The following is a 511-nucleotide window of genomic DNA, read 5'->3' as shown; positions in this document are numbered from 1 at the left end:
AGTCGTACTGAAGCGGAGATGGACGTCGATGATGGTCCGCCGGGCGCCACCACCCCGTCCGCGCGAACCCCCACCGCGCCAACCCGCCGGCCGCCATCTGTCTGATTCCAAGCCTCCGAGGATCGGGAAAACTATCGGAGGCGCTGAGGTGGAGGTTCGCGGGTTCCGTGGACCGTCTGACCTGCTGTCATCGCATCGAGAGGTCGGCGAAGCAGTCTGGCGAGACGGTCACACTGGTCCGCGACCATGACCTGGTCGCCGCGCGTGTCGAAGTAGACGACAGCCGACAGGTATTCCAGGGCGAAGACCGCGGCAAGCCGGTCGCGGACATCAGGACATTCCATGTCCAACCCGTAGGCCTCACGGAACGCGGTGCCAAGGACCGGGTGCAGCCTCAACACCGATTCGGCGATCTTGACCAGGTCGTAGAGGGGATCGGCGAGCCGTGCCTGCTCCAGGTCGATCACGGCGGCGAACAGCCCGTCGCGCACCACAACATTGCCAGCCCAAA

Annotated in this window: 1 protein-coding gene; it reads right to left on the bottom strand. The window is 65.2% G+C overall.

Annotated elements, in window-relative coordinates; all coding sequences use genetic code 11:
* Window positions 1-131: 131 nt before the first annotated feature.
* The coding region (locus U9980_RS25345; protein WP_322770229.1) for a phosphotransferase at window positions 132-511 on the bottom strand (380 nt) is incomplete at its 5' end.

Source organism: Protofrankia sp. Cr1, assembly GCF_963555865.1.
GTDB lineage: Bacteria > Actinomycetota > Actinomycetes > Frankiales > Frankiaceae > Protofrankia.
Note: the sequence above shows the minus strand (reverse complement) of the source record. Positions and strands in the feature narration are given on the sequence as shown.